At 33.9% G+C, this 21236-nt stretch carries 21 protein-coding genes and 1 tRNA gene; 3 read left to right on the forward strand and 19 right to left on the reverse strand.

The annotated features are described in order from the left end of the window. Positions 1 to 26 precede the first annotated feature (26 nt). Together BR77_RS07990 and BR77_RS07995 are read right to left on the reverse strand one after the other, a co-directional pair. Positions 27 to 1799, reverse strand: coding sequence for an ABC transporter ATP-binding protein (locus tag BR77_RS07990; RefSeq protein WP_035064516.1), 1773 nt, complete (start codon positions 1797 to 1799; stop codon positions 27 to 29). After that, entirely contained in the window at positions 1799 to 3499 is a 1701-nt protein-coding gene (locus BR77_RS07995) for an ABC transporter ATP-binding protein (RefSeq protein WP_411795838.1), read from the reverse strand. Before BR77_RS07995 ends, BR77_RS07990 begins: the two co-directional genes overlap by 1 nt. Positions 3500 to 3882: 383 nt before the next feature. Between BR77_RS07995 and BR77_RS08000 the strand changes: the two genes are divergently transcribed. Continuing rightward, positions 3883 to 5658, forward strand: a complete 1776-nt coding sequence (locus BR77_RS08000) for a glycerophosphoryl diester phosphodiesterase membrane domain-containing protein (RefSeq protein ID WP_015075568.1) — start codon at positions 3883 to 3885, stop codon at positions 5656 to 5658. A gap of 50 nt (positions 5659 to 5708) precedes the next feature. Here BR77_RS08000 and BR77_RS08005 read toward each other — a convergent pair whose 3' ends face one another. Beyond that, positions 5709 to 6224: a DUF4865 family protein gene (locus tag BR77_RS08005; RefSeq protein ID WP_015075567.1), complete on the reverse strand. Its 516-nt coding sequence runs from the start codon at positions 6222 to 6224 to the stop codon at positions 5709 to 5711. A gap of 114 nt (positions 6225 to 6338) precedes the next feature. On the opposite strand from BR77_RS08005, the gene BR77_RS08010 reads away from it, so the two are divergent. Further along, positions 6339 to 7142, forward strand: a complete 804-nt coding sequence (locus tag BR77_RS08010; RefSeq protein ID WP_016356318.1) for a LysR family transcriptional regulator — start codon at positions 6339 to 6341, stop codon at positions 7140 to 7142. Positions 7143 to 7233: 91 nt separating this feature from the next. Here BR77_RS08010 and BR77_RS08015 read toward each other — a convergent pair whose 3' ends face one another. The 11 genes from BR77_RS08015 to murQ form a co-directional block, all read right to left on the reverse strand. Next, positions 7234 to 7749: a DUF4064 domain-containing protein gene (locus tag BR77_RS08015; protein ID WP_010049913.1), complete on the reverse strand. Its 516-nt coding sequence runs from the start codon at positions 7747 to 7749 to the stop codon at positions 7234 to 7236. Positions 7750 to 7773: 24 nt separating this feature from the next. Continuing rightward, positions 7774 to 8130, reverse strand: coding sequence for a hypothetical protein (locus BR77_RS08020; protein ID WP_010049911.1), 357 nt, complete (start codon positions 8128 to 8130; stop codon positions 7774 to 7776). 249 nt (positions 8131 to 8379) lie between these two features. Beyond that, entirely contained in the window at positions 8380 to 9231 is an 852-nt protein-coding gene (locus tag BR77_RS08025; RefSeq protein WP_015075564.1) for a MurR/RpiR family transcriptional regulator, read from the reverse strand. A gap of 117 nt (positions 9232 to 9348) precedes the next feature. Next, positions 9349 to 10479, reverse strand: coding sequence for an anhydro-N-acetylmuramic acid kinase AnmK (gene anmK / locus BR77_RS08030; RefSeq protein WP_035064520.1), 1131 nt, complete (start codon positions 10477 to 10479; stop codon positions 9349 to 9351). Between the two features lie 19 nt (positions 10480 to 10498). After that, complete coding sequence (locus BR77_RS08035; protein ID WP_010049903.1) at positions 10499 to 10810, reverse strand: PTS lactose/cellobiose transporter subunit IIA; 312 nt, start codon at positions 10808 to 10810, stop codon at positions 10499 to 10501. 28 nt (positions 10811 to 10838) lie between these two features. Next, a complete protein-coding gene (locus BR77_RS08040) occupies positions 10839 to 11927 on the reverse strand; it encodes a DUF871 domain-containing protein (protein ID WP_010049902.1) in 1089 nt (362 codons plus the stop codon). 4 nt (positions 11928 to 11931) lie between these two features. Continuing rightward, positions 11932 to 12837: an N-acetylglucosamine kinase gene (locus BR77_RS08045; RefSeq protein ID WP_035064523.1), complete on the reverse strand. Its 906-nt coding sequence runs from the start codon at positions 12835 to 12837 to the stop codon at positions 11932 to 11934. A gap of 4 nt (positions 12838 to 12841) precedes the next feature. Beyond that, positions 12842 to 13147, reverse strand: a complete 306-nt coding sequence (locus tag BR77_RS08050; RefSeq protein WP_010049899.1) for a hypothetical protein — start codon at positions 13145 to 13147, stop codon at positions 12842 to 12844. Between the two features lie 87 nt (positions 13148 to 13234). Next, positions 13235 to 14539: a PTS sugar transporter subunit IIC gene (locus tag BR77_RS08055; RefSeq protein WP_010049897.1), complete on the reverse strand. Its 1305-nt coding sequence runs from the start codon at positions 14537 to 14539 to the stop codon at positions 13235 to 13237. 124 nt (positions 14540 to 14663) lie between these two features. Beyond that, entirely contained in the window at positions 14664 to 14972 is a 309-nt protein-coding gene (locus tag BR77_RS08060; protein ID WP_010049895.1) for a PTS sugar transporter subunit IIB, read from the reverse strand. Between the two features lie 31 nt (positions 14973 to 15003). Next, a complete protein-coding gene (murQ, locus tag BR77_RS08065; protein WP_015075558.1) occupies positions 15004 to 15903 on the reverse strand; it encodes an N-acetylmuramic acid 6-phosphate etherase in 900 nt (299 codons plus the stop codon). A gap of 328 nt (positions 15904 to 16231) precedes the next feature. Between murQ and BR77_RS08070 the strand changes: the two genes are divergently transcribed. Beyond that, the gene (locus BR77_RS08070; protein WP_035064526.1) at positions 16232 to 18529 is read left to right on the forward strand and encodes a family 10 glycosylhydrolase; all 2298 of its coding nucleotides are present in this window, start codon (positions 16232 to 16234) and stop codon (positions 18527 to 18529) included. A 71-nt stretch (positions 18530 to 18600) separates the two neighbouring features. On the opposite strand, the gene BR77_RS19080 is transcribed toward BR77_RS08070, so the two are convergent. The 5 genes from BR77_RS19080 to BR77_RS08090 all read right to left on the reverse strand — a co-directional run bounded on the left by BR77_RS19080 (position 18601) and on the right by BR77_RS08090 (position 21164). Next, a complete protein-coding gene (locus tag BR77_RS19080; protein ID WP_010049889.1) occupies positions 18601 to 18765 on the reverse strand; it encodes a hypothetical protein in 165 nt (54 codons plus the stop codon). A 25-nt stretch (positions 18766 to 18790) separates the two neighbouring features. Continuing rightward, positions 18791 to 19288: a signal peptidase I gene (lepB, locus tag BR77_RS08075; RefSeq protein ID WP_015075556.1), complete on the reverse strand. Its 498-nt coding sequence runs from the start codon at positions 19286 to 19288 to the stop codon at positions 18791 to 18793. Between the two features lie 660 nt (positions 19289 to 19948). Next, positions 19949 to 20032 (reverse strand) — tRNA-Leu (locus BR77_RS08080). 63 nt (positions 20033 to 20095) lie between these two features. Then, positions 20096 to 20560: a SprT family protein gene (locus tag BR77_RS08085; RefSeq protein WP_015075555.1), complete on the reverse strand. Its 465-nt coding sequence runs from the start codon at positions 20558 to 20560 to the stop codon at positions 20096 to 20098. Positions 20561 to 20675: 115 nt separating this feature from the next. After that, positions 20676 to 21164, reverse strand: a complete 489-nt coding sequence (locus tag BR77_RS08090; protein ID WP_015075554.1) for a GyrI-like domain-containing protein — start codon at positions 21162 to 21164, stop codon at positions 20676 to 20678. Positions 21165 to 21236: the final 72 nt, after the last annotated feature.

The raw sequence follows: 21236 nt of genomic DNA on the forward strand, positions 1-21236 counted from the left end.
ATCTCTGAATAACTTATTTTTTAGGGTTATTCTAAAACAAATTGATTATGATACAGCTCTGAATAAAAACCTTTTTGACGAAGTAGTGATTCATGAGTTCCTTCTTCAATCACTTCGCCTTCCTTCAGGACAACAATATAATCAGCATTTAAAATTGTTTTTAAACGATGCGCAATTACAAAGCTTGTTCGGCCAGCAATGATGTTTTCCATCGCTTTTTGAATTTTACTTTCCGTTACCGTATCAACATTACTTGTGGCTTCATCCAAAATCAATAATGACGGATCCGTAATAATCGTTCTAGCAATACTAATCAATTGTTTCTGACCGACACTAAAGACACTGTGTTCATCACTAATTTCAGTTTGATACCCTTTTTCTAATCCCATAATAAATTCATGAATATGCGCCTGCTTAGCAGCATCTTCTACTTCTGCATCTGTCGCTTCTGGTTTCCCAAAGACAATATTGTCTCGAATTGTTCCTGAAAATAGAACAGAATCTTGCAATACGATTCCAACTTGTTTTCTCAACGATGCTAATTGGATATCTCGAATATCTACTCCGTCAATATAAATCCCACCAGAATCTACATTATAAAAACGATTCAACAAGTTCATAATCGTTGTTTTACCTGATCCAGTTGGACCAACTAAAGCGACCATTTGACCTTTTTTAGCAGTAATGTTCACATCTTTTAAAATTGGTTTGTCTGGAACATATGAGAAATCAACATGATCTAAACGAACTTCTTCATGAACACCATCTATTAACTTAACATCTGGACGTTCTGTTTCTGGTTTCTCTTCGAAAATTTCACTCACACGACGCGCACCAGTAATCGCTAATTGCAACATACTATATTGTGATGAAATTTGTGTCAAAGGCATGTAGAATTGTTGTGAATATTGGACAAACATCACAATTAACCCCAAAGCTACACTACGTTCAATCTGACCGTTTAAAGCCATATAACCACCAAAGAAAATCACGATAGCAGTGTTGAATAGTGAAATACCTTGCATCATTGGGAAAAGTAAACCTGAATAAACTTGACCTTTATAGGAAACTTTTTTAACAGCTTCATTATGTTCAATAAAGCCTTCAATGGTTTCCTCTTCTAAACCATTTGTAATCACAATTTTTTGACCAGAAATTTTCTCGTCAATATAGCCATTTAAATCGCCAATATAATCTTGTTGCATATTGACATATTTACGCGCTTTACGAATGACTAAAGTTGCTGCAATCACTGCAACTGGTGAAGCTGCTAAAGTAATCCAAGACAACATTACATTTTGTTGGAACATCATAATAACAACCCCGATCATCAGGGCTAAATTAGACAAAACTTGGGTTAATGCTTGATTTAACGTATTTGAAATATTATCTAAATCACTGGTAAAGCGGCTTAACATTTCACCATCACGATGGCTATCAAAGAAACGAATTGATAGATTTTCCATTCGCTTAAATAAATCTAAACGCATATTATTCGTTGATTTACCTGCTACTCCAGTCATTAAAATACTTTGGATAAAGGTTCCAACGGCTAATAGCACATAAAACATGACTAACAACCAAATAATATGAATGAAATCCGTTTTGTCATCTACACCTGTTGTAAAATAACGAGTTGCGTAATTGGCTAGCTCTTGTATAGCCTCACCTATATATTTAGGTGCTTTAACCTGTAGATAGGTTGAACCGATAATTGCAAGGATAATCACACTTAATTTCCATTTGAACTGTCCTAGATAGTCCCAAAAGAAACGAGTGATTCGTTTAAATTCTGCCATTATTCAGCCACCTCTTTTCCTTTTTGAGTTTCATAAATTTCACGGTAAACCGCACTCTCTTGAACTAATTCTTTATGACTTCCAACATCAACTAACTTTCCTTCATCTAAAACTAAAATTTTATCAGCATGGATGACTGATGAGATTTTTTGGGCAATAATAAAAGTCGTTGTATTTTTTAAATCACGTTCTAAAGCTTCTTTAACTAACTTTTCAGAACGTGCATCAAGTGCACTAGTACTATCATCTAAAATTAAAACTTTTGGATCTCCAATAATGCCTCGTGTAATAGATAGGCGTTGCTTTTGACCACCAGAATAGTTTAATCCACGTTCTTCAACCATTGAATCATAACGTTCTGCCTGTTTTTCAATAAATTCTTTTGCTTGAGCAATTGCTGACGCTTTTTCCATCTCTGGTAAAGTTGCATCTTTCTTTCCTTGGCGTAAATTTTCGGCAATTGTTCCCGAGAATAAAATCGCTCGCTGCGAAACTAAAGCTACTGTCTTGCGTAAGCTTTTTTTACTAACTTTTTTCAAGGATTCATTTCCAATTAAAATTTCACCTTCAGTTGGATCATACAAACGTGGAATTAATTGGGCTAAAGTTGATTTACCAGAACCTGTTGCACCAACAATCCCAACCAGTTCACCTGGTTCTGCTTTGAAGGAAATATCCTTTAAGGTTGGTTGATCGTCTCCATCATATTGAAAACTAACATGTTTAAACTCAACACTTCCAGCTAAAACTTCATCACTTGAGGTATTCTCATATGTAATATCTGGTTCTGTATCTAAAATTTCACTGATTCGTTTTAATGAAATAAAAGCACGAGATGCCATCATCATTAACATACCGCCAATAATAATTGCCATCATAATCTGCATTAAATAACTCATAAATGAAGCAATTGCTCCAATAACAGCTGGATCATCTTTTACCATGTCTCCAACTAAATAAATAGCTGCCACAATGGTTAAATTTGATACTAACATAAAGGCCGGAATCATCACTGAAAAAATAGTTCCTACAATAATAGTATGTTTGGTTAAAAGGTCACTGACCGTCGTAAAACGCTTCAATTCGTTATCTTCTTGCACGAAAGATTTTACAACACGCATACCACCTAAGTTTTCTTTCGCAATTCCATTTACCTTATCTAAATATCCTTGGATTTTACCAAAATGTTTGCCCATGCTACCAAATGAAAACATCACAATTAAAAATACTAAAATAACTAATACAATAATGATCCACCATAATTTCGGTAGCGTGTATAACGCTAAAATAAAACTTCCAATAAATAATAGCGGGATGCGGACTAATGATTGTAAAGCTAACATCACTAAGTTTTGAACTTGAGTCACATCATTGGTTAAACGTACAACTAAATTCCCAGTTGAAAAACGTTCAATATTACTGAAAGAAAAAGTTTGGATTTTACGGAAGCTTTCTTCTCGTAAATTCGCTCCAACTTCTTGTGCAACTTTTGCAGATGTAATTGTGTTTAAGATTCCAGCAACTAAGCCAATTCCTGCCACACTAATTAACATGACACCTATCGAATTGATATTGTCCATGTCATCTTTCATGATTGCTTCTAGTACTTGTTGTAATAATTTGGGTTGCCATAGCTGTGAAAGGACCATAATAGCCGTGAAAAACACAGATAGTAAGGTGTGTAATTTAAACTTCTTCATTTGTTGGAACAAAATTCCCATTAACTAGTTCCCTCCTTTGGGGTTTTTCATAATTAAATTAAGTGTAATGGACTTAATTTATCTAGCTCGTTATTTATATTTACTAAAGACACAACTTAGAAATAAAAGCAACTAACACGAACCTATAGTTTATAATAAACATACGTTCGAAGCAAGCCTTTTATCTTAGATAGTGCATTCTTTTTTTCCAAAAAGTAAGAAAAAAAACAACTATCGACTTAAACTAAAAAAATTAACTCAATAAGGATTAAAACTTACTCAAATCAACTTTTTTTTGCTGATTTAGACACTTCCTCTTCTCTAATTGACAAATATCCGTTAAAATAAGGAAACATAACCTACTAAAGAATTAGGAGAAGAACATGAAACCACTAAAAATTATCAAAACAAGTCTAAAAACGATTTGGTATCATCCAACTGAATACATTAAAAGTATTCTTTTTTTACAAGGCATTCGCTTAATCGTAGCCTTGCCTTTAATTACTTTTTTATTTTATCGCATTTTAGCTGCTTCTAGTCTAAATGGTATTACAGAAACAACTATTTATACTATTTTTAAGCACCCCTGGGCATTATTTTTTCTTTTGTTATTAGCTCTCGTCTCACTATTTTTTATTTATTATGAATTAGGCTACTATTTTCTCTTAGCTCATTTTCAGCAAACAAAGGAAAATTATCGCTTTAGAGACATTATCAAAAAATTAAATCAAAAGGCTAAATACTTTATCAGTTTTCAACTACTGTTTTTCTTTTTTTATTTTATTTTAATTTTACCAATAGCTTCTATTGGTTTAAACGCTGCCTTGACAGAGAATTTAAGAATTCCTAATTTTATTACAGATGAATTAGCTAAATCGACAAGTGGGATGCTTTTATATCTAGGCGTTTTAGTCGTATTATTTTACTTAAGCATGCGCTTAATTTATACGGTTCCTTTTTTTGTGATTGAAACCAACTTAACTATTTGGCAAGCAATAAAAAAAAGCTGGAACTATTCACGTTTGAAACTGTTTAAAGCTTTATTCACTCTGGGACTACTTATTTTGATTCATAGTTTAATAGTTGCTTTCGTTCTCTTTATTTCATTTTTACCATTAATAGTGATTGAAAAAATCCTAAATGGAGCTGCACCCGTAATTGCAGGAATTACTTTAACCTTTATCCAGTGGTTTCTTTTTATATTTTATGGTTTACTTCAAGCCCTGTTAGCAGATGCCTTAACCCATCTCGCTTATCCAATTGCTGAATCTTCTCATTTTGAAATCAACAGAGAACAAAACCCAGCCTTTTTATTTAAACCTAAACGTTTTATGTACTGGGGTGTTTTTGCTGCTTTTTTAGGTATGAGCATTGTGAATACTTTCTCTGTCTCTAAAGTAATCTATCAACCAACTACTGCTATTATTGCTCATAGAGGATATACAGCTGAAGGAGTTGAAAATACAATCAGTTCATTAGATGCGGCGGCTCGTATTGGAGCAGATTATGTAGAAATGGATATTCAAGAAACAAAAGACCATCAGTTTGTTGTTTTTCACGATAGTACACTAAGCCGACTTTCTAATCGTTCCGAACGAATTAGCGACCTAACTTTAGCAGAATTACAAAAAATTGATGTTTCTAGTGGTGGCTTTACTGATAAAATTCCATCCTTTGAAGACTATATTGCCGCCGCTAAAAAAGATAATATCAAATTGCTCGTTGAAATCAAACTACACGGTCGTGAGTCAAAAGATATGGAGAAAAATTTAGTAGCACTCTTACAGAAAGAAAAAGTTACCGAAACTTATTTGGTTCAATCCTTAGATGAAGCCACAATTAAAAAAGTAAAAAAATTGGACCCTGTTATAAAAACAGGCTATCTTGTAGCTTTAAATATTGGAAATCTTCCTCAAATTTCGGCTGATTTTCTGGTCTTAGAAGAATTTTCTTTTAATACCCGCTTGTTAGAACAAGCTCGTCAACAAGATAAAATGGTTTTTGTTTGGACTGTTAACGATGAAGACTTAATGCGTCGTTATCTAGCCTTAGATGTGGATGGATTAATTACCAACTATCCTAGTGATGCAATCGGGATTCGAGATTCTTTTGATGAAAATAAAACCTTTGTCGAACGTATCGAAGACTTACTCAACTAATAAAGCCCTTTAGAAATAACTATAAAAGTTACTTCTAAAGGGTTTCTTTTTTACAATGATAGATGGGCTATTTCATAAATAGAACCTCTTTCGCTTTTTTCTACGGGATTTTCTTCATAAAAATAAAATTCTGTATATTTCCATTTATCAGGATTATAGATTATTACTTTTCCTAAACTTGGCTCATCAGAAAAAGTTAATTCGGGTGTTGCTATATTCTGTGTCTCCTTAATTTCATGCTCAATTTCTAAAACAAATTGAGATTTATCGAATTGATCTGATAAATCGATATAAGAAGAAACCCCTATATTAATCGTTTGCCAACCAAATGAATTTAAAATATTTTTATAAAACCCATCAAAAATAAAACGATTCATTCCTTCAGAATTTTTCCATATATATAAAGGCGCATATTGTTTTTTAGTTGGAGAATTAACAACTAAATATGCTTTAAATAATAAACCCTCAAATCCATCTGTTTTGCTACCGTTTGTTTTCACTCGGTTTTTAATAATTTCCATATCATAATCATTGGGTAACATAATTTTATATTGCATGCCAATCATAGCCTTCGCCTTCTTTCTTTTAATAATGCTATTATACAAAGAAGTTTTGCTGCTGTATAATGATTATAACTACTCATTACCATTCCAATTTAGAATAACTAGGAGGCACTAGTAATGGAAACAAACGATATGAAAATTTTTATAGAAGTAGCACACTCATCTTCTGTTTCTAAAACAGCAACTAAATTGGGCTATGTCCAATCAAATATTAGCAAACGAATTGAAAAAATAGAAACTGAGCTAAATTGCAAATTATTTCTTAGAACAAATAAAGGCATGAAATTGTTACCTGAAGGTGAATTATTTCTGACTTACTGTAATGAAATCCTAGCAATTATGACTAGAGTTAATGCTAGTTTCTCTATGAATAGTAAAATACTTAAGATTGGCGCTACTCAAAATATCTCCCATCATTATTTATCTTCAGCCCTTTTTTCAGAAACTATTTCCGTTTATACAAAACCAATTCCTGATTTAATTTCTTTTCTAAAACAGTCTGTTATTGACTTACTCATTATTAATAGAGAAATAGATGATGATTCATTGAAAGAAAATTTTTCTTTTAATGAAGAAATTTGCTGGGTACAATCAAAAGAAAGTGAATTTAAAATTGAGAATCACCCTATTGTAATCAATAGAGATAGCGAATGCCCTTATAGAAAAGCTACCTTAGCTTATATTAAGGCAAACCAGATGGAATCAACTAGACTAATTCAAGTTGATACGCTAGATGTCCTCATATCTATGCTTGAAAAAGAAAACGTCAGTTCAATTTTACCGAAAAAAATACTGAAAAATAATGACAAATTAAAAAAAGTAAACACCACCACTGAATTGAGTCCAATAAAAATACTAGGGTATACTTTAGTCACAACGAATCAGGTTATTAACCTAGATCAAATCTTAACGATAGAGTAATTATCATTTTTATATAGAAATTCAACTAAAAAAAATCCCCCGTTAAAACCAAATCTGACTTGGTTTTAACGGGGATTCTGCTTATTTTTAATTAAAAATCCAACCACTCATTTTTCTTAGCTTCATATTCTTCATCACTCAATACACCTTGATCATGTAACGAGCTTAGTTTTTCCATATCTTCTTTTAAAGTATGGGAAGTCATAGGTTCTTGTTTAGGTGCTTTTCTAGCTAACATCATAATCCCTGCAATTAACCATAAAATACCGTGTAACGTACTAATTGATAGAATCCCACAAATAAATACAGCAATACCCCATCCACGACTGTCTTTTTTTACTTTGAAAGCTGCAATAAAACCAAAAATAGCTGTTGCAATAAAAATTGCGCTAATAACTGCAAAAGCTCCAATAATAATGCTCGCTTCGCTAGCACTTAGACTGTCTGAATAATTATAGCTATCATAATAATAATCATCACTGGCTGTATAGCTAGTCGCTGAAATTCCAATCCCAATCAAAAAGGTTATACCTATCATTAAAAGTGAAAAGAGCCCACTCAAAATCGCTCCAATCAACGTTAAAATAAATTCGGTTTTTCTTTCCATTTTCCAATTTCCTCCGTTAACTTCCTATTCTTTTTTTTCGTCAAATTCAGAAGTCACTAATTCATTAAATTCTTCTGACTGAGTTACCTGCTCTTTTTCTAACGTGATTTTTCCAGATTCTGCAATTTCTTGCTGAGCTTGATCGACCAACTCTTCAGACTTAACTAAAGATTTCAATTGATTCAATTCAAGTTTTAATAAGTAAAGCTCTCGTTCATATTGGCTTTGATCTTTATTTAAAACAGATTGTTCAATCCCTTTAACAATTGCTTTTTTAATAACAAAATACCAAAGAAAAATACCTCCAACAATGAGTGCCATATAGAAAATGAAAATAAAGATAAAAAAGAAACCAGAAAATAAATAAGCTGCTTCTTCCATTATAATACCACCCTTCTGTATGTACGTTTAGTAACTCATACTATCAATAACCTTTTCATTATACTATCTTTTGCAACATCCGTCATGCTTAATTTTAGGAATGATTCAATTTGGTGTACTTAGTTTGTTGCTTATATTCTTTATAAAAACCTAAGTACACTTGATTTAGCGCATTTTCAAAAAAGAATAGCTTTCCCATTAAGCTCTTCCTTTTTTTCTCACTGAATGACAAAAATATAAAAATTGACTTTAACGCATATATTTTTTTATTTCTGCTTTTGAATCATGAATCATAGCAATATTTTGATCATATTGCTTAGAAGCATAGGTATAAAAAATTACGTCTACTGCAATAAACTGCGTGTGTAATGAACTTGTTGCAGCACTTCTTAATTCAGCTTCGTTTGATCGAACTGTTTGAATTGAATAATCTACTTTGCTAGCAACTGGATTCGTACCAAATTGAGTTAAACCAATTGATTTGATTCCTTGGCTCTTGGCAACTTCAACGAGTTTTAAGACTTCTTTCGTTTCCCCAGAGTTAGAAATCCCGATAAAAACAGCTTCTTTTGGAGCAGCTACTAAAATTGAAATTAAGATATGTGGATCAGATGCACAGATTGTTGGCTTACCAATACGATTCCATTTTTGCGCAATATCCTCAGCGACTAAATGTGAGGCACCGATTCCATACACATAAATAATAGGTGCTTCTAAAAGAACTTCGACAACTTCTTCGACACGTTGGTCATTTAATTGCTCTATAGTCTCCTTCATTGACTGATAAGCATTTCCCAATAGCTTCGACTTAATTTCATGAACAGGTTCATTAGCAGTAATATCTGAGTATCCTTCTGGGACTGGGCTTTCAATTTCTGCTGCTAATTTGACTTTCAATTGTGTAAAACTTGGAATATCAATACTTTTACAAAAGCGAATAACCGTAGCAGGACTTGTTCCCGCGCGAGTAGACAACTCTATAGCCGTCATATTAATAGCTTCAGAAGGAATCTCTAAAATTAGTTCCCCAATTTTCCTTTCAGAATTTGACAACTCATTAATAATGCTTCGAATTCGACCTTGTACATTTTCGCCAATCATTCCGCCAGCCTCCTTGGCTCTATTTTTAAACTCACTCTATTATCTCATGAAAGAAAAAAACAATCATCTTTTTTTCGATGATTGTTTAACTTTTCAAGTAAATGCCATTTTTTAGACTTAATTATAATACGTTATCTTTCCTAAAATAACAGAATTTTTTGCTCCTGTTGCACTAGGGACATTACTTGGTTTGTGGTGCAGGGTTTGATTTCCTAAAATCGTCATAGCAATTGCTTCTTTTGCTTCTGATGAATACCCAATATCTTCTTGAATGACTACATGAACATCTGGCAATTGAGCTTTAAGCATCTGAATCAACGTTCCATTGTAACTTCCACCACCAGCCACAATTAAATCTGTCTCTGAATCAATGAATGGTTTTAAATTCTCCGCTATAGAAGCTGCGGTAAACTCAGTCACTGTGGCAATTAAATCATTTGCAGCCATTGGCCATTTCGCAAGTAGTTGCTTTGTAAATTCATTTCCAAAATCTTCTCTGCCTGTCGTTTTAGGATACGATTTAGAAATGAAAGGATGTGCCATTAACTCAGCTAGCAATTCTTGGTTAACTGTACCTAAAGCTGCATAAGCACCACCATGATCGTATTCTTTTTGATAGAAATACCGACATAATTCATCAATAATCATATTACCAGGACCTGTATCAAAAGCAATCAACTGGTTAAGATTCGCATTTTTTGGGATAACCGTTACATTCCCAATTCCACCAATATTTTGCAATAAACGTGTTCTTTTTTCATCACGATAAAGAACATATTCAGAATATGGAACAATCGGGGCCCCTTGTCCGCCATTCGCCATGTCCCGTTCACGAAAGTTAGAAACTACAGTGGTTTTTGTTTCTTCACAAATAACAGCAGACTCCCCTATTTGTAGGGTCGAAGAAAATTGCTGGTGCCCAGGATTAGGCAAATGATAAATAGTCTGTCCATGGCTTGCAACAAATTCTAGTTCTTCAGTCTCAATCTCAGCCTTTTGACAAATCTGCTTCACAGCATCTGAAAATAAATAACCCAACTCAACATTTAAGCTGCAGATTCGTTCAACATTTGATTCCTCAATAGATAAAACTTGATTGATTCGTTTCAACGTTTCTGCTGGAATCGAATACGTTTCAAAAGCAACTAATTGAACCTTCGTCTTTTCGTTTTCTCCTGAAATGTCCACTAAAGCAGCATCTACTCCGTCTAGTGACGTGCCTGACATTAATCCAACTGCATATCCCATTCAGTCATCAATCCCTCGCTTATTTTTTTAACAGATTAATTTCTTTTTGCATGTCAATCATTTGTAAAATTAGAGTCTGCTCGGCCATAGCTGTCATTAATTGATCTTGCGCATGAATTAACAGTAAACTAATTTTAATTTCATCGCCACGAATTTCATCTTGAACCAATTTCGTTTGGGTATTATGAGCCAATGTCATTTCAGATTTACATTCTGCCAATAATCTTTCAACTTCTTCATATTCCCCTGCTCGTGCTTTTTCTAAAGCCTCATATGCCATTCCTCGTGCATTTCCACCGTGAATAATAATTTCAAAAATACGTTCTTCCATTTTCTAGCACCTCTTCAATCCAATTTAATTAGTTTACTTCTTTAAATTTAAATTTTTGCCATGGTTTAATATAATCTAAAAGCATCTGCTCTTCTTCTACTACATATCCGACAACATTGGTTTTACCTGAATTTTCCATTTCTAATAGAGCCAACTGTAACTCGCCTGCATAGTGAGCATATAGAGAGGTTTCAACAATAATAGCTCCGCGTTTCATATTTGGCGTATGGAAAGGTGGAAATTCATGTCCTTTATATTTCACTCGGCTTTGAGTCGAACGAATCACATAATCAGATACATCTCCACGATTAAAGTGAAATTCTTCCAAAACAATTTTCTTTTCTGTTTCTGGAATAGTTGGAACTAGTTCACAGTTTAGCGTTAACTGATATGCATCAATTTCACTTAAAGCTTTTAATTCTGCTTCAGAAGCAAAAGAATTTGCAATAATCACATCATCAATCAATTCAGTCGCCCATAAATGTTTCGCTTGAACGACAATCGGTAGCTCGCGATGCATTTCTAACGTACATAATCCTTCACTAACTGGCCAAGGACCTACTTTAGCTGTCGGAGAACTGATGAAAGCAGCAGTTGTTAAGCCTTTATCTTTATATTGTTTAGTTGTTTCAATAAAATGTGCATAACTCAAACCTGTGTACCGATGTGGATAAAAGTTATGGCAACCTAATAAGTTATCCACATTTGCTTGATAACTTAAAATATTTTCTAAATACTTCGTACCACTGCTGATGTTTAACTCAATTTTTAAATCTTGGGGATTAAAAGTCATGATGGATTCTTCATTGCCTGTAAATCCCATATCTAAACGAATCCCATCTGCCCCAATTTCTTTAAAGAAAGATAAATCTTTGTAACTAATTCCTAACTCACCAAAGACCTTTGGGCTAACATCCGCAATAACTTCCATCCCATTTTCTTTAGCAAATTCAATGATCTCTGTAAATTCAGCAACTATTTTTTCTTTGCCTTCTTCCACTGACAATAAGCACGTGAAAATTCGCTTAAAATTATATTTTGCAGCCAACACGATGTATTCTTTAATTTCATTTAATTCACTGTGATTTGGATAAACTGAAATACCTAATCTTCTCACTTTATTATTCCTCATTTCCGACAACTTTATTTTTGTAATAATAATATCCACCACTAGCATTCGATTTTGCTTCTGTTATCAAACAAATTTCTATTGGTAGTTGGGCTAATACTTCTGAAAAGCTTCGATACACAATTGGATTCTTTTCTAATACACTACCTGATAGACCAATTGTGACTTGCTGAGTAAAACCTAATTTGGCAATAAGTAACTTTATTTGGTTAGCTAATTCCCTACCAGCCGCTTCCAGCAATTCAATTGCCCATGGATCTTCAGCTATCGCACTTTCAGCAACCAATGTTGCTAATTGGGCAATTTGGTCTTTTTCATGAGTGTAAGTATAACTCACTACATCAAAAACATTTTTCGCCTCTAAAGCAGACATTAATTTTTTTGATAAAGAAGAGTAGCCTTCACTACGGTCCTCTTCTTTAAGAAGCTGCTGAATCATTTTTTTAGCAATCCAATAACCTGATCCTTCATCACCTAAAAGATTTCCCCAACCACCTACACGAGCAGTTTCTTGCCCTTTTTGACCTATACAAATGGAGCCCGTACCCGAAATAACGAGACAACCGTCTTTTTCTTTGACTAAGGCATAATAAGATAACCATGCATCATTTATAAAAACAATATCTGGTTGATAATGACTAAAATAAGTAGTTAATTCTGCTTTAAAGTTCCCACCATCTAAACCGGCTAAACCCACAACGACTATTTGACAATATTTTTCATCTAATTTATCGAATAATATTTTCATTGCTTCTTCAAGATTTGCTAAACCTCTTTTTTTATCAATTAATAAATTTCCAAAACCCGTTTGACAGCGTGCTAATTCACTACCGTTTAAATCATATGCAATAGCTTCCGTCTTTGTACCACCACTATCAATACCAATCATATAGTTCATTTTTTCAATCCTTCTTACTTGGGTATTGCTCACTTCTAACTACACCTCTAAACTCGTTGTTCTCTAATTTCAATCGTGTGGTTTCAAAAAACATAATGGCTAAAATAGATGAAATCAAATAAAAAACAATTGAAATCACCGAGTATACTTGTTGAAAAAAGAAACTAGGAATCAAAATAATCAAAAACGCTCCAAATCCAAAATACCAGCGATTAATAAAAATACCTTTTTTGCGTAGTAAATGGACAAAAGATACCCCTGATAAAACCAAAACAATGAAAAAAACAATCAACCCAATAATTTGCAACATATCCTCACTGATCCTTCCCTATTTTAAATGATGACAAGGAAGATGGCCTGTAAGCCATTCTTCCTTACCACTTACTACTATTAAATCTTATAAAATTGCTTGTTCTTCACTAACTTGATTCAATTCTTCTTCAAGTAATTTTTTATCATACACTTTAACAAATGGATAATAGATTAATCCAGCAATAGCAATATTGATTAAAACTAAAATTGCTGCCTTCCAATCATTACTAGCCGATAAAAAGGCTCCAATTGGTGCTGGCAATGTCCAAGGCACGTTACTAACAAAGCCATTAATCACACCTAGTTTAACTGCAAAATAACTAAGAGTAGTTGTGACCACAGGTGCAATTACAAAAGGAATCGCTAAAATTGGATTCATTACTAATGGTACCCCAAAAATCAGAGGTTCGTTAATATTGAAGATAGATGGAACAATTGAAAAACGTCCAACTTGTTTTAAATAAACAGATTTACAAAATAGTAAAATAATACATAACGCTAATGTTGAACCAGCTCCACCAACCCAAACCAACCATTGATAAAATTGTTCTGGAGCGATGTATGGCAATGCATTAGGTGCAGTACCATCTGCTAAAGCTTGTCCGTTAGCATCTAACATAACTAACCACATTGGACGTGCGATTGATCCAATAACACTCATACCATGAACACCGGCTGCCCATAATAGTGTAATAAAAATAACTGGTACTAAAACGCCAAGTAAATTATTCCCTAAAATATCATTAATTGGTGAGAAAATTGACAGGATAAATTGATTTAAATCAAAATCTAGCAACACACGAATAATCCAAACAACAGTAATCACAAATGCACCTGGAATTAATGCTTCAAAACTACGAGCAACTGAACTAGGGACTTGTTCAGGCATCTTAATCATTAAGTTTCTACTTTTAAAGAATCGCAATGATTCAACGGCAAAGATCATAGCTAAAATAGCTGAAAACATACCTGCTCCACCAAGGTTGTTCATTGGTAAAACCCAACCAATGCCTTGACCTTCAGGTAATAGAGCATCAACATTGACCGGAACCGTTAACATTAGAAATGTCGCTAGTGATAAAACCCCACCAGTTACGCCATCTAATTTATACGATTTAGCCAAACTATAACCCATTCCATAAGCGGCATAAATACTCATTAGCCCCATCGTGATACGGAACGGAATCACAATATTAGCTGTATACGGTGCAATAGCTTCTGCCCATGATGGAATTGGAGGATTAGCGATAATTAAAAAGAAACTTCCAACTAGAATTAATGAGAGCGTTGAGATAACTCCATCACGGATTGCTTTTAAATGCTTTTGTTCAGCTAATTTAGCCATAGGCGGCATAAACTTAGTTTCAATCCAATTTAAAAAATTTGTCATTTTTTATTTCTCCTTTTTTACTTATATTGTTTGACTCTACCCTAATTTCCTCAATCATTTTGTTAAGCGTTCTCATTAAATAAACTGAGGACTAACTTGTCTGAGGCTATTAAACAACCAGCTATTATTTGCTGTATTTTTTGATTTGTAGCAATGTTTTTGGCGCACCAATTGGTGTGTAGCCCATAGGTTCAACTTTATCAATTGGAACACCCGCATTATTTGCATAGCCTTCAAAAGTAGCGTATTGATGTTTTACTTGGGGAGCAACTAAAAGTAATTCATAGCCACCTGTTTTTAATATATCCTCAATTTCACCAGATCCGACTGCAATCATGTCTAAATCAAAATTTTGTTTCTCTGCTTCTTTCAAAATGGCTTTCACCACAATTGCACTTGACATTCCACCTGAACAAACCATTACAACTTTCATTCTATTACCTCCATTTTAGTTAGTTTAACTATTATTTTTTACTAGCTTCAATTGCTTTTCCTACAAAACCAGCATTCTTGATTAATAACTGCTGAGCTTGCTCTTTGTCCAAACCTGATAACAATCGAACAATCGCTAATTTAGGTTGCTTATTCGAGTCATTAAAATAAAAATCTGCCTCTTCGTAAGTACAATCCGTTGCTTCCATAATAATTTTCTTTGAGCGTTCGACTAATTTCTCATTCGTAGGTTGAACATCAACCATTAAATTTTGATAGACTTTCCCAAGTCTGATCATCGTTGCCGTCGAAATCATATTTAACACAAATTTTTGAGCAGTTCCAGATTTCAATCTTGTTGAACCTGTTAATATCTCTGGTCCTACAGGAACTTCAATTATATAGCTAGCGTGTTGACTTATAATAGCTCCTCGATTACATGAAAGTGCTCCAGTAGTCGCACCAATTTTATTCGCATAGTCTAAACCGCCAATAACATAGGGCGTACGTCCACTTGCAGCGATACCTAAAACGAAATCGGTTTCATTTAAATCACGTTCTTTTAAGTCGATTTCAGCCAAGTCTAATGAATCTTCAGCACCTTCAACAGCCACTGTCATTGCTTTAATGCCTCCAGCAATTATTCCTTGTACCATTTCTGGTTTCGTATTAAATGTGGGGATACATTCAGCAGCATCTAACACACCTAATCTACCACTCGTTCCAGCGCCGATATAAAATAAACGACCGCCTTTTTTTTGTGATTGAATAACTGCCTCGACAAGTTCAGTGATACTATCTAATTCACTTTTAACCGCTTTAGCCACCTGTTCATCTTCTTGATTCATTTTATTGATAATCTCTTTAACTGAATACGTATCAAGATTCATTGTCGTTTTATTTCTTTTTTCAGTAGTTAAAGCGTCTAACATTTTTTCTCCTCCTTTCCTTTTTTTGCAATCCCTTACACAAGACAATTATAGCCTTAAAGAAATTTTATTTCAAGTTGTAATTTTAAAAAAAGAAATTTAAATTCTTTTTTTCGTTCAACTTAAAGACGATTTAGTGTTGATATAGCAAGCTTTAACAACCCTATAAATCAATATCGTCATTGAATTTTATTTCACATTTTATAAAAAACACTGGAAATAAAAAAACTATAATGGTATATTGCTTGTAGCATGCTGCAAACGCTTCAAAAGAATAATAGCGCTATCATTAACTAAAAAAAGCACACTTAAAATGAATGGAGGAATACTTTTGAAAAAAATTTTCCAACTAATTATCTTAGGCTTTCTATGTTTTATTTTATTTCCAAGTCCGGTCTTAGCAGAAAATCAACCACTTTATAAATATATAAAAAATCCAGATGGTTCTTATGGCTATAACCAATCTCTACCAGTCCCCCTATATAGCGGATCAAGCGAACTCATCCAAATTCCAACTGAATATCAGCAACCTAAAAACCAATTCAGAAGCTCTTGGGTGGCAACAATTAATAACTTGAATATTGCTAAACCAAGTTCCGAAACAGACTTTAAGGCAAATTATACAAAAATTTTATCTGATTTTTCTGATTGGAATATGAACGCGATGATTTTTCAAGTTCGACCGCTCTTAGACGCTTATTATCCATCAGAATTAAACCCTTGGTCTGAATTTTTAAGCGGGACTCAAGGAGACAATCCTGGTTATGATCCACTAGCTTGGATGATTGAAACAACCCACCAAGCAGGAATGGAGTACCATGCTTGGTTTAACCCTTACCGTGTCACAAATACCAAATTATCGACACAAGCTATTTTAACCAAAACAGGTTTAACTAAAGAAGAAATTTTAAGCTTATCTATTCCTGAGCAAATTGCTGCCTTACACAATGCTGGAATCTTAGCTTCTACAAATTATGCCGTTCAACATCCAGAAAACGTCTTAATTTTTGATGAAAAACTTTTTCTAAATCCAGGAATCCCGGCTGTCCGAGATTACGTTATCGCATCCATTGCTGAAGTTGTTCAAAATTATGATGTCGATGCGATTCACTTTGATGACTATTTTTATCCTTATCGCATTACTGTTGATGGTGTGAATGTCTTATTTGGCGAAAAAGGAGAAGATGATGCAACTTTTGCTGAATTTGGAATGGGCTATGATTCAATTGATGATTGGCGTCGTGATAATATTACTAGCTTAGTTGAAGGAATTAAGCACGTAATTGATGTTCATAATCAGCAAAATCAAAAAGCTGTCCAATTTGGGATTAGCCCATTTGGGATTTGGGAACATAAAGCCAATGACGATCGTGGATCAAATACACCAACGGGTTCTTCCCAATCTTATTCCACCAGCATTTATGCCGACACTTATAAATGGATTAAAGAGGAGACACTAGATTATGTCATTCCTCAAATCTATTGGAGCTTTGACCAATCTGCTGCGCCTTATGGAGAACTAACAAAGTGGTGGAATGATGTCTCAGAAGGCAGCAAGACACAAATTTACATTGGTCATGCTAATTATAAATATGTTAGCAATGGTGGTTGGGACGCCGCTTGGATGAACCCAGAAGAAATCCCTAATCAAATGCGTTTTAATCAAACTTTGCCAAATATTTTAGGGAGTTCCTTATTTAGTTACAATGATATTTCATTATCTAATGTAGAATCACTTCCATCTGATCAACAAGAGCGCCATAAAGCTAAAAATGCTTCCATTGAACAATTGAAAACAACTTACTTTAACTTACCTGCTTTAGTCCCAGCTAAACCATGGTTGGCACAGGGAACTCTTTCTGCTCCAACTTCTATGAATAAAAATATGGACAATCCAGATGCTCCCACTCTAACATGGCAAGATTCTGAAACAAATCCTGCACGTTATTATGTACTCTATCGTGGCATAGGAAGTGCTGTTGAAATAACTTCAACCCCCGCTTCTATCGTAGCTAAAATTTGGCGTACTGCAAGTGAAACCACTTTTTCCTATACAGACACTCGTATGACAAAATATGATGCCACTGAAGAATACTATGTTTCTGCTATTGATGCCGCAGGAAATGAATCTGAACCAACATTATTAACAGCTCCTGAAATCATCGTTGAACCACAGCAAGGAGCTCCAGTCACGGTTCTTTATTTAGATGAAAAGCAAGCTGAAATTGCAGAAAAAGAGCAACTAACTGGGATTCTTAATACTGAATATAACTCTGTCGCCAAAGAAGTAACTGGATATACACTTTTAAAGCAACCAACTAACAATAGCGGTATTTTTACAGAGACTGAACAAACTGTTATCTACCAGTATAAAAAAGATACAGCTATAACTATTATTGAGCCTGAAATAAAACCAGCAGTTCCAGTGCCAGAAGAAAAGCAAGACGTAGCTAACGTCATCCCTGATAAAACCAACTTTATTCCTAAAGAAAAACAAGCAACTAAAGAGCAAGCAGACCTTCCTAGCACTGGCGAAGCTGAACTAGTTACTCGATCATTCCTAGGATTCATAGTAACACTAGGGACACTTTATTGGTTTTTTAAAAGAAAATATCAGAAAGCCGACTAAAATGAACTAAATTAAAAACTAAGGGAGAATTAGATTTTGTAAACCTAACTCTCCCTTAGTTTTATTTTTGCTTAACCATAAAATAAAATATAATAAATGACATAAAACCAACCAAATACACCGTGAATAATTGCCCAAAATATAGATTGCCAGTGAACATAAGAAATAACAATCGCAAGTACTGAGCCAAAAGATACACCTGTTTTTACTGTTTGTTTTACAGTCTCATTTTTCATCAGTGACTTCCTCCTCTATTTAGACCTAAAAACCTTTCAATTGCGTGACTGGCCAATATCTAAAGAAAACTTCACCTTGCATTTCATCTTCACTAACAAAACCAAAAAAGCGGCTATCATTAGAATTCCCACGATTGTCACCCATCACAAAATAAGAATTTGCTGGAACTTTTTCTTTTAGTTGAAATCCTTCAGTGACAATATTCGTGCCCTTTAAAAAAGGCTCTGCAACAGGCTTATCATTAATATAGAGTTGATTGTCTTCAAAACGAACATCATCGCCAGGCATTCCGATAATTCGCTTGATGTATTCTTTTGATTCTGCATCTGGAGCATCTAATACCACCACATCAAATCGTTCAAGTTTACTTAGTTTATTAATAAATACGCGATTATTATTATGGAACGTTGGCTCCATTGACTCACCTGAAACACGGACCCCAGTAATCCAAAAAATACGAACTAATACAATACAGACTAGAACTAAAATAAAATATTTATTATTTGCTAAAAATTTCTTCACAGTATTCCTCCTACACTCTCATTTCTTGATTCTTACATTATAACACCTATTCTATTATTTTCAAAAATTTATCTTTTACAGAATGATTTTTAAAGGTTCTCCTTAAAAGCTTATACCTATATTCTTTCTTGTTATATAAAATTTCATCAGATTGAAAGGAAACGATTAATATAAACAATTTATTTATGTATATAAACAAATACAGCCTAGCAAGTTTGTTTCAAACACTTACTTCGTGGTTCTTATGTCCACACGAATCGTTTAAACTTGCTAGACCGTATTCATTTTGTAAAGAGTACTCAAACTCCCACTTCCTTTTCTTTTTTTGTGCAAATACCCCTATCTTAGGCTTTTTACATTGCACTTTTTTCGACAGCCACCTCACTCAAGGTTTCTTCTAACTGTCCTTTTTGTAGGGAATTTACTAACTCCTTACACTTATAATATACCATATTTCACGAAAAATGCAAGCGTTACCATTTCGAATTATATATGTTCTTAATTTTTTTCTGACTCTATATTCCTCTATTTAAATTACAAATTTTTAATAGCTTCAGTTAAATAAAAAAAGCCAAAAATAATTTGGCTAGCAATTTCTCTAAATATACGGAAATTTATTTAGGGCTATTCAACCCAAATTTGAAGAAGCCTCAAAACCAATGCGGTCAATGGGATTTGAACCCACACAGGGAGATTCCCTACCAGCCCCTCAAGCTGGCGCGTCTGCCATTCCGCCATGACCGCAGAAACTAACTTCTTAAGTATAGTAGCTTCTTATTTTTTTGTCAATTAGAGAATCAGCCTTGCTTAAACTTCAATCCGTTTTTCCAGCAAAATTAATTTACCTTGACAGCCACCACAAACATACTTTTTTGTATCAAAACGTCGTTGTCGATATACATTTTTTTGACAATTTTGACAGCAATACACCCACAATTTTTTCTTCTTATCAGGTTGACGAAGCGATTGAACAAATCGACTACCACCCACTTTTTTCAATAGTCTTTTAAAATCAGCATCCTTATGCTGGTAACCGCGATTAGCCAAGTGCAAATGATAATGACACAGTTCATGCTTAATTACACCGATAAACTCCGACATACCAAAAGTCTCTAACACTTGCAAATTAAAATCTAAATCATGACTCCTTAAATGATAACGACCACCTGTTGTCCTTAAACGTAGATTAAATGTTGCTTGATGTTTAAAAGGCCTATCAAAAAATTCTAATGAAATCTGTTCAACTAATTGCTGTAACACCTTTTGCTCCATCTAGCTTCATCCATTCCTTTTTCTTTTTAAATACTATCACATAATGTATCAAATATTAGGGAAAAAAACAACCTAAGTTTAAACCATTGCATTCAAATTATAAATAGGAGACCACTTAATTAGTAGCCTCTTTCATCATAATTGGAATCCAAATTTCACTTACATAGTTTTCTGCAGTTGGATTTCCTATTGAATACCATTCAACTTCTGGTCCTTCTGCATGAAAATAATCTGAATGTGGCAACCACTCTGAAAAAACAAACTTCCAAGCTGCTTGAATCGCCGTTGGCAAAGGACCGACAACTTCAAAAACTGCCCAAATTTGAGCCTCAATCACGACTTCTTCAAATTCTAAGGGAGTCGCTTCTGTTGTTGCAACCCCAATCCAATAATCCATCCTTTGGTCCCTCATATTTGTACAAATTCCTACTAAGCCACCGAGTTCGCCATGGCTTAAATCACTGATTTTATTAGCTGTTCCATCTAGATTCACTCGTTCCCAAAACTTAGGAATTTCCCACAAATTTGCTCCATCTTTCAAACTAATTTCTTCTTTAACTCCTACTACTTTAAATGTTGGACGTTCCTCAATTCGAACATTCACCTAATGAACCTCCTATCCCAATCGCCAAATTTTTTTTATTTTATTTAGAAAAAAAGTCATGAAATTTACATT

This window comes from Carnobacterium maltaromaticum DSM 20342, from assembly GCF_000744945.1.
Classification (GTDB): domain Bacteria; phylum Bacillota; class Bacilli; order Lactobacillales; family Carnobacteriaceae; genus Carnobacterium; species Carnobacterium maltaromaticum.

What these genes read in the sequence shown, in the direction of transcription:
- BR77_RS07990 (WP_035064516.1), bottom strand. Translation starts at nt 1,799, where the DNA reads ATGGCAGAATTTAAACGAATCACTCGTTTCTTTTGGGACTATCTAGGA.
- BR77_RS07995 (WP_411795838.1), bottom strand. Translation starts at nt 3,499, where the DNA reads ATGAAGAAGTTTAAATTACACACCTTACTATCTGTGTTTTTCACGGCT.
- BR77_RS08000 (WP_015075568.1), top strand. Translation starts at nt 3,883, where the DNA reads ATGAAACCACTAAAAATTATCAAAACAAGTCTAAAAACGATTTGGTAT.
- BR77_RS08005 (WP_015075567.1), bottom strand. Translation starts at nt 6,224, where the DNA reads ATGATTGGCATGCAATATAAAATTATGTTACCCAATGATTATGATATG.
- BR77_RS08010 (WP_016356318.1), top strand. Translation starts at nt 6,339, where the DNA reads ATGGAAACAAACGATATGAAAATTTTTATAGAAGTAGCACACTCATCT.
- BR77_RS08015 (WP_010049913.1), bottom strand. Translation starts at nt 7,749, where the DNA reads ATGGAAAGAAAAACCGAATTTATTTTAACGTTGATTGGAGCGATTTTG.
- BR77_RS08020 (WP_010049911.1), bottom strand. Translation starts at nt 8,130, where the DNA reads ATGGAAGAAGCAGCTTATTTATTTTCTGGTTTCTTTTTTATCTTTATT.
- BR77_RS08025 (WP_015075564.1), bottom strand. Translation starts at nt 9,231, where the DNA reads ATGATTGGCGAAAATGTACAAGGTCGAATTCGAAGCATTATTAATGAG.
- anmK (WP_035064520.1), bottom strand. Translation starts at nt 10,479, where the DNA reads ATGGGATATGCAGTTGGATTAATGTCAGGCACGTCACTAGACGGAGTA.
- BR77_RS08035 (WP_010049903.1), bottom strand. Translation starts at nt 10,810, where the DNA reads ATGGAAGAACGTATTTTTGAAATTATTATTCACGGTGGAAATGCACGA.
- BR77_RS08045 (WP_035064523.1), bottom strand. Translation starts at nt 12,837, where the DNA reads ATGAACTATATGATTGGTATTGATAGTGGTGGTACAAAGACGGAAGCT.
- BR77_RS08050 (WP_010049899.1), bottom strand. Translation starts at nt 13,147, where the DNA reads ATGTTGCAAATTATTGGGTTGATTGTTTTTTTCATTGTTTTGGTTTTA.
- BR77_RS08055 (WP_010049897.1), bottom strand. Translation starts at nt 14,539, where the DNA reads ATGACAAATTTTTTAAATTGGATTGAAACTAAGTTTATGCCGCCTATG.
- BR77_RS08060 (WP_010049895.1), bottom strand. Translation starts at nt 14,972, where the DNA reads ATGAAAGTTGTAATGGTTTGTTCAGGTGGAATGTCAAGTGCAATTGTG.
- murQ (WP_015075558.1), bottom strand. Translation starts at nt 15,903, where the DNA reads ATGTTAGACGCTTTAACTACTGAAAAAAGAAATAAAACGACAATGAAT.
- BR77_RS19080 (WP_010049889.1), bottom strand. Translation starts at nt 18,765, where the DNA reads ATGAAAAATGAGACTGTAAAACAAACAGTAAAAACAGGTGTATCTTTT.
- BR77_RS08085 (WP_015075555.1), bottom strand. Translation starts at nt 20,560, where the DNA reads ATGGAGCAAAAGGTGTTACAGCAATTAGTTGAACAGATTTCATTAGAA.